This window comes from Albimonas sp., assembly GCF_055129145.1.
The window spans coordinates 1-14,841 of the sequence record NZ_JBSRTQ010000109.1 but is presented as its reverse complement, the minus strand read 5'-3'; the positions used below and the strand labels follow the sequence as shown (position 1 = coordinate 14,841).

Here is a 14,841-nt window from a genome sequence, read left to right as displayed (position 1 = left end):
TGGAGGCGTTCATGAAGGCCAACAAGGGCCATATGGCCGAGGACAATGACGGCGATCCGGTCTACATGACCCGCCTGCAATGGGACCTCGACCGGGTGGCGCGCGACCATCCCGAAGTGCGCCTTTCGGCCACCAAGGAGATGCTGGTCTGAGGCCGGAGCCCGCCGCCTGACCGTCTTCGGCCCGCGCGGACACGCCCGCGCGGCGATCTCGCGCGGACCTGTCGATTGCACTGGATTTCGCCGCGCGGGGCTCTAAATTCCACCTCCCACTCGCGTATTTTCGGAGCGCCAAGATGACCCTCGTCCGCACCCCCCTTTCCGCCGCCCGCCTGACCCTCGCCGTCGCCGCGCTGGCCCTGTTGTCGCTGACCGCCTGCAACACCATCGACGGCATGGGCGAGGACATCTCGGCCGGCGGCAAGGCCGTCAGCAACACCGCCGAGACCACCCAGAAGAAGATCCCCTGATATTTCGACGACGGGCCGGCTTCCAACCGCCCGCATCGTCATCGGCAACCGAGGCGCCGCCTGTTGCAGGGCGGCGCCTTTTTCAATGCCCTGCGCCTCGGTCCGACCGGGGCGCAGATCGGCCGCGACGCCCCGGCGCCCTTTTCATTGACTTTCCACCCCCTGAGCGTATGTTGCGCGCCCAAGCGCCATACGGGCGCAACGACGGGACCGCGCGGAAAAAAGCGGTCCGCCTCCCCCGACCGCAGACGACCCCGCGAAAGGATCCGATGAACTTCGCTGATCTCGAACTCGACCCCAAGGTGCTCCAGGCCGTTGAGGAAGCTGGCTATACCCAGCCGACTCCGATCCAGGAGCAGGCGATCCCCCACGCGCTGATGGGCAAGGACGTGCTGGGCATCGCCCAGACCGGCACCGGCAAGACCGCGGCCTTCACCATCCCGATGATCACGATCCTCGCCCAGGGCCGGGCCAAGGCGCGCATGCCGCGCAGCCTCATCCTCTGCCCGACGCGCGAGCTCGCCGCCCAGGTGGCCGAGAATTTCGAGACCTACGGCAAGTATCACAAGCTGACCATGGCGCTGCTGATCGGCGGCGTGTCGTTCCGCGACCAGGACAAGCTGATCGACCGCGGCGTCGACGTGCTGATCGCCACCCCCGGCCGCCTGCTCGACCATTTCGAACGGGGCAAGCTGATGCTCACCGGCGTGCAGGTCATGGTGGTGGACGAGGCCGACCGGATGCTCGACATGGGCTTCATCCCCGATCTCGAGCGGATCTTCGGCCTGCTGCCCTTCACCAAACAGACTCTGTTCTTCTCGGCGACCATGCCCCCCGAGATCACCCGTCTGACCGAGACCTTCCTGCATTCGCCGGTGCGGGTGGAGGTGGCCAAGCAGGCCACCGCCGCCTCGACGATCGAACAGCGCGTCGTTCGCCACAAGGCCGCCCGCAAGGACGTCGCCGATAGCGAGAAGCGTGAGATCCTGCGCCGCCTGATCGTGGCGGAGGGCGACACGCTGACCAACGCCATCGTGTTCTGCAACCGCAAACGCGATGTTGATGTGGTGTTCAAGTACCTCAAGAAGGCCGGCATGAGCGTCGGCGCCCTGCATGGCGACCTCGACCAGTCGATCCGCACCAAGACGCTCGACGGTTTCCGCTCCAACGAGATCACCGTGCTGGTGGCCTCGGACGTGGCGGCGCGCGGGCTCGACATCCCCTCGGTCTCCCACGTCTACAATTACGATGTGCCGATCCATTCCGAGGATTACGTGCACCGCATCGGTCGCACCGGCCGCGCCGGCCGGTCGGGCAAGGCGATCACCATCTGCTTCAGCCACGAAGAGAAGCACCTGGACAAGATCGAGGAGCTGCTCGGCATGCCTGTTCCGGAAATGGACGATCCGATGTCGGGCGAAGCGCCGGCCCCGGCCGCGGTCGAAACCGCCGCGCCCAAGCCCGCCCGCGAAGGCGATGACGAGGTCGCGGCCCGTCCCCGTCGCCGCGCCCGGACCGAGCGCGCCTCGCGCCGCAAGACGCCCGAGGCCGAGACCACCGAAGTCGCGGCAGGCGCCGAGCCGGTGAGCGACACGCCCGCCGAAAAGGCGGTCGAGACCGTCGCCGCGCCGGAAGCCGAGGTCGAGGCCCCTGCGCCGAAGCCGCGTCGCGCCCGGCGCAGCCGCGCCGCCGCCGCGACCGACGAGGCCGCCGCTCCGATCGCCCCCCCGGTGACGACGCCGACCGTGGAGGATCCGCGCGACCAGGGCGCCTCCGAGGATCCGCGCGAGACCCGTCGCGGTCGCGGCGGACGCTCGAACAGCGCGCGGTCCGGCAGCAGCCGCGGCGACAGTGCCCGCGATGACAGCGCCCGTGCTGAAAACGGCCGGGCTGACAACGCCCGCGCCGAAGTCGTCAAGGAAGAAGCCCCGCGTCCCGAGGCTTCGCGCCCGGATCGGGAAGATCGCGCCTCACGCGGCGGACGCGGCGAATCGGATCGCGGAACGGATCGGGGTGGCCGTCGTGGCGGCGGCGGTCCCGTGGTCGGCATGGGCGACCATGTCCCGGCCTTCATGCTCCGCGAAGTGGACGTGAACCGGATCATGAAGGCCGGCCGGGCCAACGCCTCGGAAGAGGTCGAGAGCGACGCCCTGGAGCAGGAGCAGAGCGAGGCCGCGTGACCTCGCCGACGTGACCGGACGAACCACCAGACATCAAAAGGGGCGGGCGCGCAGGCGCCCGCCCCTTTCGCTCGGGTCCCGTCAGCCCGCCAGCAACATCGCCACTCCGACCGCCATCGCCGCCACGCCCGCCCCGGCGCGCCAGCCGAGACTGCGGTCGCGATGCACCATCCGGTTCAGCAGCAGCGTCATCACCGGATAGCAGGCGACCAGCGGGGCCACGACCGCGACCGGCCCCCGCGCCAGCGCCGCGTAGAGCAGCAGCACCGCGGCCCCGTTGCTGATCCCCGTCGCCATGAACCACAGCCGCGCCCGCCCCGGCATCGCCGGGACCCGCTCTCCCCGCCACGCCGGGCGCCCGCGCACCACGGCCAGGGCGATGACCGCCGAGACCAGATAGCCGATCAGCGCCGCCGCGAACGGATCCGGCCACGCCAGAAGCCCGATGCTGACCACCGGCTGCGCCACCCCGCGCAACGCCGCGCCGGCCAGCGGCAGCAGCGCCGCCGTCGTGGCCATCCGCGCCCCGCTCGCCCCGCGGCCGAGGAACAGCACGCTCGCCCCCCCGCAGATCGCCACCACGCCCGCCACCTGCCCCGCCCGCGGGACCTCTCCCAACAGCGCAACCGCGAAGCCCACGGCGAAGAGCGGCGCGAGATTGCCGAGCGCGCCCGTAAGGTTCGGCCCCAGCCGGCGGTTGGAGGCGAAGGTCAGCCAGGTGACCGCCACCGGATAGAACAGCCCCGCCGCCGCGAACACCAGAGCGGCGTGCGGATCGAAGCCCGCGACATCGACCGTCAGCGGCGACAATACGAGGAAGAGGGCCGCCGTGGTGGGAATGGAGACGCCCGCTCCAGCCCCTGCGCCGATCCCCGCCCCCGCCGCCCCGCGCAGCCCGAACACCACCAGCACCAAAGCCAGCGCGAAGCAGAAGGCCGAGGCCAGCGCCATCGCGACCAGGATCAGGTCCACGCGCGCCCTCCCGCGGCGGTCAGAGCGGGAGGCCGGTATAGGCCTCGGCCAGCGCCTGCCGCGCGGGGCGCGAGCGGGCGAGATGGGCGAGTTCCGCCGCCTGCATCCGCAGCCCGAACGGCCCCGTCTCCGGGAACAGATGCATCAGGGTCGTCATCCACCAGCTGAACCGCTCCGCCTGCCAGACCCGGGCGAGCGCCCGGGCCGAATAGGTCTCGACCCCGGCCTCGTCCCCGTCAAGGCAGGCGGCGGTCAGCGCCTCGGCCAGCAGCCGCACGTCGCCGAGCGCGAGGTTGAGCCCCTTGGCGCCGGTCGGCGGCACGATATGGGCGGCGTCGCCGCACAGGAACAGCCGCCCCCAGCGCATCGGCTCCCCGACATAGGAGCGCAGCGGGGCCACGGATTTCTCGATCGAAGGGCCGGTCCGCAGCGCCTCCGCGGTCTCGGCCGGCAGGCGGCGGCGCAGCTCGTCCCAGAAGGCGTCGTCGGACCAGGAATCGGCCCTGGTCCCCTGCGGGACCTGGATGTAATAGCGCGACAGTCTGGCGCTGCGCATCGAGGCGAGCGCGAAGCCACGGACATGGCGGGCGTAGAGCACTTCCGGGCTGGCCGGCGGCCGCTCGGTCAGCACGCCCAGCCAGCCGAACGGGTAGACCCGCTCGAACACCTGCAGCCGCTCGGCCGGGATCGCCCGGCGCCCGGCGCCGTGGTAGCCGTCGCAGCCCGCGACCCAGTCGGCGGTCACGACATGGGTCTCGCCGGCCGCGTCCCGCCAGGTCACCCGGGCCTGCGCATCCTCCAGCCCGTCGACCGCCACGACCTCCGCCCCGTGGATCACGGTCGGGCCGTCGCGGTCGAGCGCGTCGTAAAGGTCCCGCGTCACCTCGGTCTGGCCGTAGACGGTCACCGAGCGGCCTACCAGCTCGTGGAAGTCGATCCGCAGCGACGCGCCGTCGGAGGCGAGCACCGTCCCGTGGTGAACCTGCCCCTCCGCGTCCATCCGCGCCCCGAGCCCGACCGCGCGCAAGAGGTCGACCGAGCCCGCCTCCAGCACCCCCGCCCGGATCCGCGACAGCACATGCACGCGGCTCCGTCGCTCCAGCACCACCGCCTCGACCCCGGCCTGCGCCAACAGCCGGGCGAGCATCAGGCCCGAAGGACCGCCGCCCAGAATCGCCACCTGCACCCGCATCCGCATCTCCCGAGATCGACGACCTGTTCTATACAGGGCGACGTCCAGGCAACCATAACGTCATGCATATGGGCGTTGCGTAAACCTCTCATTCAGATAGGGGCGCGACGGCGTCGTTGAAATCTGATAGAAATTCGCGGCGCGCCCCTTGAGGCGCAGCCGTTCCGTTAAGAATTTTCCGCCAGACTCCTCCGCGACGTCTCGCCGCCCTGCATCCCAGCCACGTCCTTCCTCCGGTCGCCCTCATGCCTCTCTTTCCCCCCGAGCCGGTCAGATCCGATTGCGCCGCCTGCAACCGTTTCGCGCGCGGGAGGCCGGGATGACCGCGCCCTTGCCCGTCGCCGTGGTCGGCGGCGGACGGGAGGGGCTGCGCCAGGCGGGGCTGATCCAGGCCGATGCGCGGCTGCGGCTGGTCGCCGTGGTGTCGCCGTCCGAGGAAGGGCGCGAGCGGCTGGAGAGCCTCGGTCTGACCGCGGTGGCCGAGATCGAGGATCTGGCCGCGGACGTCGCCGGCGCGGTGATCGCCCTGCCCGCCGCCAGCCGGGTCACCGCGGCCGAGGCCGCGGCCGCGCGCGGTCTGCCGTTGCTGCTGATCGGGGGCCTGGGCGCGAGCCTGCGCGATTCCCGCCGGATCATCGCCGCCGCCGAAACCATGGGAGTCGCCCTTCTCGCCGGCCACGCACGGCGCCACCATCCCGCCGCCGCTGCGGCGCACGAGGCCGCGCAGGGCGGGCTGCTGGGCGACCTGGCGGCGGCCGACGCGGTCTGGCACCTGCGCCGGCCCGACACTTCGCGCCCCTATCCGCTGCGCGTGCAGTCGGGGGAGGGGCCGGTGCTCGACCGGCTGATCCATGACGTCGATCTGATGCGCTGGATGCTGGGCGAGGCGTCGGAGGTCGCGGCGATGAGCTCGGGCGGCGGCGTCTCCACCGGCCCCAACGTCGCGGCGGCGGTGATCCGGTTCGAGAAAGGCGCGCTCGCCACCGCGATCCTGAGCGAGACCGGCCTGTCGCCCTGGGGGTGGGAGGCCGCGACCGGCGAGGTCGACGACATCGCCTTCTCCGGCCAGGACTGTCTGCGCCTGGTGGGATCGGAAGGGTCGATGTCGTTGCCCTCGCTCACTTACTGGCGCCATGGCGGGGCCGGCAAGGGCGACCGGGGCACGGTGCTGACCCGGCTGTCGCTGCCCTGCCCGCCGACCGACCCGATGGCCGCCCAGCTCGTGCATTTCGCCCGGGTCGCGGCCGGAGAGGTCGAGCCGCTCATCACCGGCATCGATGCGCTGCGGTCGCTGGCGCTCGCCCTCTCGATCGAGGAATCAGCCCGTCGCGGCGCGCCGATGGTGCCCGATCCCGAACGACCCGATATATGGGAGCCGACCGCGGCCGCGATCTTCCGCGACCTCTCCGGCCAGGGCCCCGCCGTCTGATCGCGAGCCATCATGACCACGACCTCTTTCGACCCCGCCGACGCTCCTGCCTTCGCCCGCGACTGGGCGGCGGCGTGGAACAGCCACGACCTCGACCGGATCCTGGCGCATTACGCCGAGGCCATCGTCTTCCGGTCCCGCAAGGCGATCCCGCTCACCGGCGCCGGGGAGGTGCGCGGCCTGCCCGCGCTGCGCGCCTACTGGGCCGCGGCGCTGGAACGCCAGCCGGATCTGCGCTTCGAGCTGGTCTCGGTCTTCGCCGGGCATGAGATGGTGGTGATCGTCTACCGCAACCATGCCGGCGTCACCGCGGTGGAAACCCTGCGCTTCGGCCCCGACGGGCTTGTGGTCGACGCCGCCGCGAGCCATCCGCCGCCCTGACCTTGCGACGCATCCGAGTCCTCTCTGGCGTCGGGCGGGCGGGCGCGCAAAGGTAAGCCCGCCTGACAACAACCCCGGGAGCCTTCGCCGCCATGTCCATCGCCGACGCCTTCGACACCCAGGATGCAACCGGGCTCGCCGCCCTCGTTTCCGGGGGGGAGATCTCGCCCACCGAGCTGCTGGACGAGGCTTTGGCGCGCGTCGAGGCGCGCAATCCCCGGCTCAACGCCATCGCATTGCTCAACGAAGGCGCGGCGCGGCGGATGATCGCCGAGGGGCTGCCCGACGGACCGTTCAAGGGTGTGCCGTTTCTCCTGAAGGACATCGGGGTGGAGGCGGTGGATTTCCCGGTCTCATCCGGCTCGGCCCTGCTCAAGGGCCTGACCAGCCCGGGCGACAGCCGGTTCTATGAAAAGGCGAAGGCCGCGGGTCTCGTCACGTTCGGACGCACCACCTCCCCCGAATTCGGCGTGGGCCCGGCGACGGAGGCCGCGGTCTATGGCGGCCCGACCCGCAATCCCTGGAACACCGACCACACCTCGGGCGGGTCGTCCGGCGGGGCGGCCGCGGTGGTGGCGGGCGGCATCCTGCCGGCGGCGCATGCCTCGGACGGCGCGGGCTCGATCCGCATCCCGGCCGCGTCCTGCGGGCTCTTCGGGGTCAAGCCGACGCGGGGCCGGGTCTCGCTCGCCCCCTTCGCGGGCGAGGGCTGGGGGGGCATGTCGACCGCCGGCTTCGTCACCCGGACCGTGCGCGACCAGGCCGCCCTGATGGACATCGTGATGGGGCCGGAGCTGGGCGACCCCTACGCCGCCCCCGAACTGCCGATGAGTTTTGCGGACGCCGCCAGGACCGCGCCCGGAAAACTGCGCATCGGCATCCTGACCACGACCCTGACCGGCGAGCCCATCGACCCAGAATGCGTGACGGCGGTGGAGGATGCCGCGGCCCTGCTCAAGGATCTCGGGCATGAGGTGTTCGAGGCCCCGCTGCCCGATGCCGACACCCCCAAGGCCATGCGCGCGCTGATGGACATCATCGCCTGCGGCACGGCGCTGAAGCTGCGCCAGGTCGCCGCCGCGCGGGGCCGTGAGGTCGAGCCGGGCGAGATCGAGCGGCTCGCCTTCTCCGCCCGCCGCCATGCCGAGACCATCGACGGCGCCGCCTATCTCGGCGCCATCAACATCGTGCACGCCTATGGCCGCGCGCTGGCCCGGTGGATGAGCGGGATGGACGCGGTGGTGTCCTCGGTCCTGTCGCAGCCGCCGGCGGAGGTCGGACGGTTTTCGCATGCCAACGACGACTACCTCGATTTCCGCCTGGGGCCGCAGGGCGTCAGCGCCTATTCGCCGATCTGCGCGGCGTTCAACATGTCGGGCCAGCCGGCGATCTCGGTGCCGCTGCACTGGTCCAGGGGCGGCCTGCCGGTCGGCGTCCACATCGCCGCGCCCTTCGGGGAGGACTGCCGCCTGATCTCGCTCGCCGCCCAGCTGGAAGCCGCGAAACCCTGGGCCGACAAGCGCGCGCCGCTCGCCAATTTCACCTGACCATCACGCCGCTGATATGACACAGGGCGCCCCTTCCCCAGGGGCGCCCGGCGCCGCACACTCCTCCGACAAGAAACGGGAGGAGACGCGGCCATGTCCGACATCTGGGAAGTCTACGCGCTGAAATACGGCGAGGTCGCCACGCGCACCCGCAACATGAACTTTCTGGGCGGCGACGATCATGCGGCGGCGATGCCGCTGGATTTCTACGTCTGGGCGCTGCGCCAGGGCGAGCGCGCGATCCTGGTCGACACCGGCTTCGACCGGGCCGAGGGGGCGCGCCGCAACCGCGAAGTGGCCCGCGAACCGGCCGAAGCCATCGCCGCGCTCGGCCTGACCCCCGAGGGCATCGACGAGGTCGTCGTCACCCATCTGCATTACGACCACGCCGGCGGCCTGCGCCATTTCCCCAACGCGCGCTTCCACTTGCAGGAGGCCGAGATGGCCTACGCCACCGGCGCCTGCATGTGCCACCCGGCGCTCAACCACCCGTTCTCCGCCGAGCATGTCTGCGACATGGTTCGCCACGTGTTCTCGGGCCGGGTGATCTTTCACGACGGCGACGCGGAGGTCGCGCCGGGCGTCACCGTCCATGCCGTCGGCGGGCATTCCAAGGGCCTGATGGCGGTGCGGGTCAAGACCCGCGAAGGGTATGTCTGCCTCGCCTCCGACGCCTCGCATTACTACGAGAATTACCTGACGGGCCGTCCCTTCCCGATCGTCGCCGACATGCGCGAGACGCTGGACGGCTACCGCACCATACAGGCGCTCGCCTCGCGGCCCGAACTGGTGATCCCCGGCCACGATCCGTTGGTGCGGCGGTTCTTTCCGGAGGTGGCGGGAGGCTTCGTGTTCCGGCTCGACGCGGCGCCGCGGGATTTCGACCCGCTGGGCACGAGGTGATGCGGCGACGTGCGCGGCGCCCTTCGAGGCGTCCGCCCGACTAGGTTCGACTGAATGCAATAACCGAGGATGCCCCCATGACCCGAACCCAGGCCGTCGCCGACGCCCACGCCCTTGTCGATGCCGGCCGGTTCGAAACCGCGCTGGCCGAGCTCGTCGCCTGCCGCACCGATGGCGAGCCGGCGGGCCTGGCCGATTATCTCGACCGCCTGATCATTCCCTGGCTGACCCGCCTCGGGTTCTCCCATGAGATCATGGCCAATCCCGAGCCCGGCGGCCCCCCGATCCTGCAGGCCGAGCGGTTCGAGGACCCCGCCCTCCCCACCGTGCTCACCTACGGCCATGGCGACACCGTGCCGACCATGGAGGGGCGTTGGCGCGAGGATCGCGACCCGCTCGCCCTCACCCCCGACGGCGATCGGCTCTACGGCCGCGGCACCGCCGACAACAAGGGCCAGCACCTGATCAACCTGATGGCCCTGGAACAGGTGCTGGAGGCGCGCGGCGGCAAGCTGGGGTTCAACCTGCGCCTCGCGCTGGAGATGGGCGAGGAGGCGGGGTCGCCGGGCCTCGCGAAACTCTTCGCGGCCCATCCCGACCGCTTCGCCGCCGATGTGATGATCGCGTCGGACGGGCCACGCGTTCGGACCGACCGACCGACCATCTTCCTCGGCTCGCGCGGGGCGCTGAATTTCTCGCTGGAATGCAGGCTGCGCGAGGGGGCCCAGCATTCGGGCAACTGGGGCGGGCTGCTGCGCGATCCGGGCATCCGGCTCGCCCATGCGCTCGCCGCGATCACCGACGCGCGCGGAACCATCCATGTGCCGGAATGGCGGCCGACCTCGCTGAGCAATTCGGTCCGCGCCGCCATCGCGTCCTGCCCGGTGGGCGACGAGGGGCCCGAGATCGACCCCGACTGGGGCGAGCCTTCGCTGACGCCCGGAGAGCGGGTCTGGGGCTGGAATTCTTTTGCAATCCGCGCGATGGGGGCCGGCGACGTGGATCGGCCGGTCAACGCCATCCAGCCCTCGGCCATCGCGCATTGCCAGCTGCGCTTCGTGGTCGGCACCGACGAAAACGACATCCTCCCCGCCCTGCGCCGCCATCTCGACCGCGCAGGCTTCGACGATGTGGCGATCCTCTTCGACGGCGACGTGGATTTCCACGCGACGCGGCTCGACCCCGACGCGCCCTGGGCGGTGTGGACGGCCGCGAGCCTCGCGCGCACCGCGGGGGCCGAGCCCGCCCGCCTGCCCAATCTCGGCGGCTCCCTGCCCAACGAGGTCTTCGCCGACATCCTCGGACTGCCGACCGTGTGGATCCCGCATTCGCATCCCGGCTGTTCGCAGCACGCGCCCGACGAGCATACGCTGCGCCCGCTCTGCCGCGAGGCGCTGGGGCTGATGGCCGGCGTCTGGTGGGATCTGGGCGAGGGCGGGACCCCGCCCCGCCTCTGACCCGTCCCTGACCCGCGCCCGGCAGCGGATCGCGCGCGACGACTGGCCACCCGACGGCCGGCTTGTTTCCCCATCGGCGTCGGGACAATATGCGCGCGACGCGGCGCAGCCTCTCCGCGTCATGACCGGAGGCGCCGCTTGCCGCCCAATGATCGCCCTGAAGACCCTGTCCAGCCTGTCGGCCGGCCAGGCGACTCGCCCCGTGACGACGGCGCGCGCAAGGCGCTGATGCGGCGGCTGGCGCTCGCCGCCATCGGGTTCGTCTGCGTCGCGCTGATCGGCGCGGGCTGGTGGGAGTTCGGCCCGCGGGCGACGCCCGGGACGGCCTCGGCGCCGCGATCGATCCCCGTCCCCCGCGCCCAGCCTGAGCGGCCCGGCGACCTCACCCCCTTCGAACGCGCGTCCTTCGCCAGGGCGAGCGCGGTGATCGGCCGGCTCTACAGTCAGGGCGACCGCATCGGGGCCGAAGTCCAGACCCAGAGCCTGATGGCGCGCTATCCCGCCATGGTCAGCCTGCGCGTCGCCGCGATGCGCCTCAAGGCCGAGCGCGGGGCGGCGGCGGATGCCGCGCGCCAGTATCTCGAAGCGGTGCGCCACGGCCTGCGCGACACCTCCGCGGCGGAGACGTCGCCGGTCTACGCCGCGATGCGGGCCGAACCCGACTACGCCCGCGCGGTCGCGCTGCTGAACGAGACCGCCGCGTCCGGCGCCGACGCCCCGGTCGACCCCGACCCCGCGCCGAATCCCGAACCCGTCGCGGTGCCGGCGCCGTTGGTCGACGGCGTGGCGGTGGTCGGGGCCGGCAATTCGGAATGGTCGGACATCGACGGCGCGGTGCGGTCCTATTTCTCGGTGCCTCCCACGCCTGCGGGCCCGGCCCCGGTGATGGGCGGCGCCTCGCCCGCAGCGGTCCTGCTCAACCGCCTGATCGCCGCCGGCCAGGCCGCCGGCAATCGCGGCGACTTCTATGAGAACCGGGACGACGACCATTCGCCCCTCAACCTCGCGCGGTTTCCGTCGGTCACCCCGATCGAGCACGCGCCCGAAGCCCGGGTCGAGGGGTTCGAACGCAGCGCGCCGCTCGGCCTCGCCATCAGCGCGCTGGGCGAGACCGCGCCACCGCTCTTCGGCAACTCCTCGACCGCCATCACCCAAGGCGCGGCCTGGCGCAGCATCGGCCGGCTGATGGTCAGCTCGCCCGAGACCGCGCATGAGCTGTGGCGCGAATACGCCTCCAACCAGCTCTACATCTATCCCGAGCATCGCGATCACGACCCGCTCTATGGCGACCTGTTTCCCGCCAACACGCCCTACCAGATCATCACCCAGGGCAGCTCCTGGTCCGACAAGGTGGCGATGGAGAGCGTCGCGATGATCCTCGCCGCCTTCCGGCCCGAGACCAAGGCCGCCCTGGTGCGCGAGCGGCTGATCGCGCCGACGATCCAGATGATCTGGCGGCGCTGCCAGAAGGACGTGCAGACCGATGCCGATTACCTCTCCGGCATCGCGCATCCTTCGGTGTTCCCGCCCGAGAACGCGGAGCCGGAACGCATGGTCCGCATGGCCAACGCCATGCTGCCGTCCGAGATCCCGCCCGCGCCGCGCCTCCAGGTGCTCGACGCGCGCAATCCGACCCGCGGAGTGACGCTGTTCGGCGAGGGCCTGAGCGAAACGCTGTTCGAGACGCCCTCCGCCGTGGCGCTGCTGTTCCGCGGGACCGACCGGCGGCTGCGGCTCACCGTCACCGCCGCCGGCACCGTCGACCCCAACGGCCGCCCGCTGAAATTCCGCTGGGCCTTGCTGCGCGGCGATCCGGAGAAGGTCGCGATCCGCCCGCTCGGCGACGAGGCCCAGGCGGCGGAGATCACGGTGGACTGGCAGCAGGACGTGCCCGTGGCCGGCGACCCCGCCCTGCGCTCCCAGCGCGTCGATGTCGCGGTGTTCGTCGACAACGGCGTCTGGATCTCGGCCCCGGCCTTCGTCTCCGTCGCCTTCCCGCCGCGGGAGAAGCGGGTCTACGGGCTGGGCGGCCGGCTCGACATGGTGGATTACGACGCGCTGACCCGCCAGGACGCCTATTCGGATCCGCTGCTGTGGCCGGTCCGCGAATGGCGCGACGTGACGCTGGAGGATGCCCAGAACCGTCCGCTCGGCTGGACCCGCAGCGGCAAGGACGAGTTCGCCCGGTTCACCCGGCACGGGGCGCGGGTGCTGACCACGGACGATCGCGGCCGGCACTTGCGCGCGGCGATCATGGCCTATCCGCTTTACGAGAACGGGGTTTTCGGCCGCCGCGTGGTCCAGACGCCCGCGGGGCCGGAACTGGTCTACGACTATGACGGGATCGATGACCTGCAGGGCGTCGCCCGGATGGCGCCCGCGCCGCCGCCGGCGCCCGAGAGTCCCGCCGCGTCTCCCGCCGGCGACGGCGCGCCGGCCGTCGCGCCCGCCCCCGCTGACTGACTGCGCCGACTGACCCGACTTCACCGCCCAGGATCCCGACCATGACCGACGACGATCTCTCTTCCGTTCCAGACGCCGATGACGCGCCCGAGACCGACCCCCTCGCCCTCGCCTATGACCTGGCGCTGGCGCGCGAGAAGGCCGGCGACGTGCAGGGCGCGGCGGCGGCGTGGCGCGAGGTTCTGGCGCTCGATCCCGAGGATCATGGCGGGGCGGCGGTGCGGCTGGCGGCGCTGGGGGCCGCGGCCGATCCGGACCGGGCCTCGCCCGCCTATGTGGCGACGCTCTTCGACCAGCACGCCGCGTCCTTCGAGGAAATCCTGGTCGGCAAGCTGGGCTACCGGGTGCCCGCCAGGCTGGCGGCGCTGGTCGAGACCACAGGGGCCGAGGATGACGACCTGACGCTGCTCGACCTCGGCTGCGGCACCGGGCTGATGGCCGCGGCGCTCGGCGGCGCCGTCAGCCACGCCACTGGGGTCGATCTGTCGGAGGAGATGCTGGGCGAAGCGGATGAGCGCGAGCTCTACGACGAGCTCTATGTCGGCGACGCCGTGGGATTTCTGCATGCCCCGGCGGAGGACGAGGACGGCGACGTCGCCGGCCCCTGGGACCTGATCTGCGCCGCCGACGTATTGCCGTATCTCGGCGCGCTGGAGGATCTCTTCGCCGGCGCCTTCGCCCAGCTCCATCCCGGCGGGCGCTTCGCGTTCTCGACCGAGACCCTGCCCGACCCCGCCTTCGACGGCCGCCCCTGGCGCATCGGCCCCCACCAGCGTTTTCACCATTCGGGCGGCTACATCCGCGACGGGCTCGCCGCCGCGGGGTTCGAGATCCTGGCGATGGAGGATTGGGTGATCCGCACCAACGAGGGCCGGCCCGAGCCCGGCCATCTGGTCGTCGCCCGCCGGCCCGTCTGAGGCGTCGGGCGGGCGCACGCCCGCCCTGCGCGGGCCTCAGCCGAGGCGCGCCAGAAAGGCGTTGACCGCGCCGGCCACCGCCTCGGGCGCTTCGTTGGGCAAGAGGTGGCCGCCCTTGATGCAGGCGTATTCGCCCCTGGGCATGGCGGCGGCCATCTTCTCCATGGTCTTGGCCGGCGCGGTGGCGTCGTCGTCGCCCGCAAGGCAGAGCACGGGCTGGCTCACCCGCTCCAGATCCGCGCGGCGATTGAAGGTGGTCAGGCAGCGGACCACGTCGCGATAGACTTCTTCCGGCAGCGCGCCCATCGAGGCGGCGAAGCGCTCGACCCGCTCGGGCGCGACGCCGCGCTCCGAAAGGTCCTTCGAGGAATTGCGCGCGAGCTCTCCCATCGTCATCCCCTCGTCCAGCGGCTTGAGCCGGGCGGCGAGGAACTGGGTCCTGAAGCTGTCGTCGCGGCCTCCGAAGGCGGGCGAGGTGGCGATGGCGACGAAGGCCTTCACCTTGTCCGGATGGGTCAGCGCGGTCTCCAGCGCCAGCATGCCGCCGAAGGAATGGCCGACGACCACCGCTTCGCCCCCCGCCAGCGCGTCGATCCTGGCGGCCAGCCAGTCGGAAAGACCCGCGAAGCTCGCCTCGCCGCCCCAGGGCTCGTCGCCCCAGCCAGGCAGGTTCAGCGCGATCGAGCCGGGGACGAGCGGCGTCACGTCGTGGAAACTCTCGGCGCCGGCGCCGATGCCGTGAATGAAGATGACGGTCATGCCTGGGCTCCTCTCCCGTAACGGCCGGTCGCAGCGCCGGCCTTCGCGCCGGCCCGAAGCGGCGGGGCGCGCGGGCGTCACAGGACGCGGGGCGGCGGGCGGCGTCAAGATGGGGCGGGCGTCCCCCGCATGGCGGAAAGCGCCGGGCCGCCCTTTCCGCCAGGGTCCGGAC

The 14,841-nt window shown here is 71.8% G+C and carries 12 protein-coding genes; 9 read left to right on the top strand and 3 right to left on the bottom strand.

From position 1 onward, the window contains the following. Nucleotides 1–295 precede the first annotated feature (295 nt). Together ACTB72_RS15735 and ACTB72_RS15730 are read left to right on the top strand one after the other, a co-directional pair. Nucleotides 296–469: an entericidin A/B family lipoprotein gene (locus ACTB72_RS15735; RefSeq protein ID WP_463037951.1), complete on the top strand. Its 174-nt coding sequence runs from the start codon at nt 296–298 to the stop codon at nt 467–469. A 269-nt stretch (nt 470–738) separates the two neighbouring features. Next, on the top strand, nt 739–2,649 hold the full coding sequence (locus ACTB72_RS15730; RefSeq protein WP_463037950.1) for a DEAD/DEAH box helicase: 1,911 nt from the start codon (nt 739–741) through the stop codon (nt 2,647–2,649). Nucleotides 2,650–2,730: 81 nt separating this feature from the next. Here ACTB72_RS15730 and ACTB72_RS15725 read toward each other — a convergent pair whose 3' ends face one another. Together ACTB72_RS15725 and pobA are read right to left on the bottom strand one after the other, a co-directional pair. After that, nucleotides 2,731–3,621 carry an EamA family transporter gene (locus ACTB72_RS15725; protein WP_463037949.1) on the bottom strand — a complete coding sequence of 297 codons (891 nt, stop codon included), beginning with the start codon at nt 3,619–3,621 and terminating at the stop codon, nt 2,731–2,733. 19 nt (nt 3,622–3,640) lie between these two features. After that, nucleotides 3,641–4,813 (bottom strand): 4-hydroxybenzoate 3-monooxygenase, encoded by a 1,173-nt coding sequence (pobA, locus tag ACTB72_RS15720; RefSeq protein ID WP_463037948.1) that lies wholly within the window; start codon nt 4,811–4,813, stop codon nt 3,641–3,643. A 319-nt stretch (nt 4,814–5,132) separates the two neighbouring features. Here pobA and ACTB72_RS15715 point away from each other — a divergent pair, with 319 nt between their 5' ends. The 7 genes from ACTB72_RS15715 to ACTB72_RS15685 all read left to right on the top strand — a co-directional run bounded on the left by ACTB72_RS15715 (nt 5,133) and on the right by ACTB72_RS15685 (nt 13,910). Next, nucleotides 5,133–6,242, top strand: a complete 1,110-nt coding sequence (locus ACTB72_RS15715; RefSeq protein ID WP_463037947.1) for a Gfo/Idh/MocA family protein — start codon at nt 5,133–5,135, stop codon at nt 6,240–6,242. A gap of 12 nt (nt 6,243–6,254) precedes the next feature. Continuing rightward, nucleotides 6,255–6,623 carry a nuclear transport factor 2 family protein gene (locus tag ACTB72_RS15710; protein WP_463037946.1) on the top strand — a complete coding sequence of 123 codons (369 nt, stop codon included), beginning with the start codon at nt 6,255–6,257 and terminating at the stop codon, nt 6,621–6,623. Nucleotides 6,624–6,715: 92 nt separating this feature from the next. Continuing rightward, a complete protein-coding gene (locus ACTB72_RS15705) occupies nt 6,716–8,170 on the top strand; it encodes an amidase (protein WP_463037945.1) in 1,455 nt (484 codons plus the stop codon). A 93-nt stretch (nt 8,171–8,263) separates the two neighbouring features. Further along, the gene (locus tag ACTB72_RS15700; RefSeq protein ID WP_463037944.1) at nt 8,264–9,073 is read left to right on the top strand and encodes an N-acyl homoserine lactonase family protein; all 810 of its coding nucleotides are present in this window, start codon (nt 8,264–8,266) and stop codon (nt 9,071–9,073) included. 77 nt (nt 9,074–9,150) lie between these two features. After that, the gene (locus ACTB72_RS15695) at nt 9,151–10,530 is read left to right on the top strand and encodes a M20 family metallopeptidase (RefSeq protein WP_463037943.1); all 1,380 of its coding nucleotides are present in this window, start codon (nt 9,151–9,153) and stop codon (nt 10,528–10,530) included. 138 nt (nt 10,531–10,668) lie between these two features. Beyond that, nucleotides 10,669–12,993 carry a hypothetical protein gene (locus ACTB72_RS15690; protein ID WP_463037942.1) on the top strand — a complete coding sequence of 775 codons (2,325 nt, stop codon included), beginning with the start codon at nt 10,669–10,671 and terminating at the stop codon, nt 12,991–12,993. A gap of 41 nt (nt 12,994–13,034) precedes the next feature. Beyond that, nucleotides 13,035–13,910, top strand: a complete 876-nt coding sequence (locus ACTB72_RS15685; protein ID WP_463037941.1) for a class I SAM-dependent DNA methyltransferase — start codon at nt 13,035–13,037, stop codon at nt 13,908–13,910. A gap of 36 nt (nt 13,911–13,946) precedes the next feature. On the opposite strand, the gene ACTB72_RS15680 is transcribed toward ACTB72_RS15685, so the two are convergent. Then, complete coding sequence (locus tag ACTB72_RS15680; protein ID WP_463037940.1) at nt 13,947–14,669, bottom strand: alpha/beta fold hydrolase; 723 nt, start codon at nt 14,667–14,669, stop codon at nt 13,947–13,949. Nucleotides 14,670–14,841: the final 172 nt, after the last annotated feature.

Bases quoted from the DNA above. Each gene is read 5' to 3' on its own strand.
- ACTB72_RS15735 (WP_463037951.1), top strand. From the start codon at position 296: ATGACCCTCGTCCGCACCCCCCTTTCCGCCGCCCGCCTGACCCTCGCC.
- ACTB72_RS15730 (WP_463037950.1), top strand. From the start codon at position 739: ATGAACTTCGCTGATCTCGAACTCGACCCCAAGGTGCTCCAGGCCGTT.
- pobA (WP_463037948.1), bottom strand. From the start codon at position 4,813: ATGCGGGTGCAGGTGGCGATTCTGGGCGGCGGTCCTTCGGGCCTGATG.
- ACTB72_RS15715 (WP_463037947.1), top strand. From the start codon at position 5,133: ATGACCGCGCCCTTGCCCGTCGCCGTGGTCGGCGGCGGACGGGAGGGG.
- ACTB72_RS15710 (WP_463037946.1), top strand. From the start codon at position 6,255: ATGACCACGACCTCTTTCGACCCCGCCGACGCTCCTGCCTTCGCCCGC.
- ACTB72_RS15705 (WP_463037945.1), top strand. From the start codon at position 6,716: ATGTCCATCGCCGACGCCTTCGACACCCAGGATGCAACCGGGCTCGCC.
- ACTB72_RS15700 (WP_463037944.1), top strand. From the start codon at position 8,264: ATGTCCGACATCTGGGAAGTCTACGCGCTGAAATACGGCGAGGTCGCC.
- ACTB72_RS15695 (WP_463037943.1), top strand. From the start codon at position 9,151: ATGACCCGAACCCAGGCCGTCGCCGACGCCCACGCCCTTGTCGATGCC.
- ACTB72_RS15685 (WP_463037941.1), top strand. From the start codon at position 13,035: ATGACCGACGACGATCTCTCTTCCGTTCCAGACGCCGATGACGCGCCC.
- ACTB72_RS15680 (WP_463037940.1), bottom strand. From the start codon at position 14,669: ATGACCGTCATCTTCATTCACGGCATCGGCGCCGGCGCCGAGAGTTTC.